The organism is Devosia sp. (assembly GCF_034675085.1).
GTDB lineage: Bacteria > Pseudomonadota > Alphaproteobacteria > Rhizobiales > Devosiaceae > Devosia.
Window position 1 is genome coordinate 1 of record NZ_JAUCDN010000446.1, and the last position, 2,026, is coordinate 2,026.

Genomic DNA, 2,026 nt, shown 5'->3' on the forward strand with positions numbered 1-2,026 from the left:
GCGCCCAGTTCGCCGAGGAAATGCACGAGATTGTAGGTGAAGCTGTCGTAATTATCGATGACGAGGGTCTTGGTCATTTTGGCCTGTCCCTGAGAAAGCGGTTCGGGTGATCGGGGTCAGAACCAGCCTCGCCATCGCTTCATCTGCATGCCCGTTCCGCTCATTGCCCGATCCCCGCCTCGCCGGCATAGCGTAGCGCTTCCTCGGCGGCGCTGAAAAGGGCGCGGGCCTTGTTTTCGCATTCCATCTGTTCAAGCTCGGGCTTGCTGTCGGCGACGATGCCGGCGCCGGCCTGCACATAGAGCTTGCCGTCCTTGACGATGCCGGTGCGCAGCACGATGCAGGTGTCCATGGTGCCATCGGCGCCGAAATAGCCCACGCAGCCGCCATAGATGCCGCGCCGCGCCTTTTCCAGCTCGTCGATGATCTCCATGGCCCGCACCTTGGGGGCGCCGGACACGGTGCCCGCCGGGAAGCCGGCCGAGAGCGCATCGACGAAGTCGTATTGCGGGTCGAGCTCGCCCACCACGTTGGAAACGATGTGCATGACGTGGGAATAATATTCGAGGAAGAACTTGTCGGTGACTTCCACCGTGCCGGTGCGGGCGACGCGGCCGACATCGTTGCGCCCCAGATCGAGCAGCATCAGATGCTCGGCCAGCTCTTTGGGATCGGCCAGAAGCTCGGCGGCCAGCTCGGCATCGCGGGTGGGGGTAGCGCCACGCTTGCGCGTGCCGGCAATGGGGCGGATCGTGACCTTGCCGTCCTGCACGCGCACCAGGATTTCCGGGCTCGAACCGGCGACGGCGAAGTCGCCGAAATCGAGGAAATACATGTAGGGAGAGGGATTGGTGCGGCGCAGCGCCCGGTAGAGCGCGGTGGGCGGCAGGGTGAAATCGGCCTCGAAACGCTGGCTCAGCACCACCTGGAAGATATCGCCGGCGGTGATGTAGTCCTTGGCCTTGGCCACCATGGCGAAATAGTCGTCGCGGCTGGTATTGCTGACCACTTCGAGCTTTTCGAGATCGGGCAGGGCAGGGGTGGCGGGAAGCGCCCGCCCCAGACGGGCCACCGCATCGTCGATGCGGGCCTGGGCCGCCTCGAACGCCTGGCGGGCGGTGACGCCGGACCGCACATAGACCGGCGCCGTGAGATAAAGCTCGTCCTTGAGCGTATCGAAGATCGCCAGCAGGGAGGGCCGCATCAAAATGGCTTCGGGCAGATCAAGCCCGCCCGGCGGCGGATTGGGCAGCACTTCCATATAGCGCACCATCTCATAGCCCAGAAAGCCATAGATGCCCGCCGATTGGGGCGGAACGCCCTCGGGCATTTCGATATGGCTCTGGGCCACCAGCCTGCGCAGCGCGTCCAGGGGCCGGTCGGGCAGAGGCTCGAAGGCGCCTTCATCGTTCTGGGCAACGCGGTTGATGGCGGCTGCGCCGTCCTCCACCTTCAAGATCAGGTCCGGCTGGCTGCCGATGATGGAATAGCGCCCGCGAACCGTGCCGTCCTGCACCGATTCGAACAGGAAGGTGTGGCGGCGGCCCGAGGCGAGCTTGAGATAGGTGCCGATCGGGGTTTCCAGGTCCGCCACGATGCGACGCCAGACGAGCTGCGACTTTCCGGCTTCATATTGCTGCTGAAAGCGCTGCGAGAAGTCGTCGCCCATCGTCTTGGTGTCCAGTCTGGAAGGGACCGGCCAGCGTTTACTGGCCGGTATAAAGGGCAAGCGCGTCGTTGAGCGCCTGCTGGTTGATGCGCAGGCCGGCGCTGTCGCGCACGGCGGAAACGAATTCGGCATAAATGCCGACCCGCGCCTCGTTGTTGAGGCTGGCCACGGTGCCCGTATCCATCGCCTCGTCGGCGGGCGTCACATCGGAAACCTGGAAGACGATATAGTCGCCATTCTGGCTGACCGCCGCGCCGTGATGGTCGGCGCCGCCGGCGAAGACGGCGCTGGCGACGGTGGCGTCGATGGTGCCGTCGGTGGCGCCGAACCGGCCGAAGGGACTGCTGAATTGCGGGA

The 2,026-nt window shown here is 64.8% G+C and carries 2 protein-coding genes; both read right to left on the minus strand.

Going from position 1 to position 2,026, the window contains the following annotated elements:
• Positions 1-160: 160 nt before the first annotated feature.
• Entirely contained in the window at positions 161-1,669 is a 1,509-nt protein-coding gene (gene trpE / locus VDP82_RS17540; RefSeq protein ID WP_323016103.1) for an anthranilate synthase component I, read from the minus strand.
• Between the two features lie 37 nt (positions 1,670-1,706).
• Positions 1,707-2,026 (minus strand): hypothetical protein (locus tag VDP82_RS17545; RefSeq protein WP_323016104.1); only part of this gene is annotated, 320 nt, incomplete at its 5' end.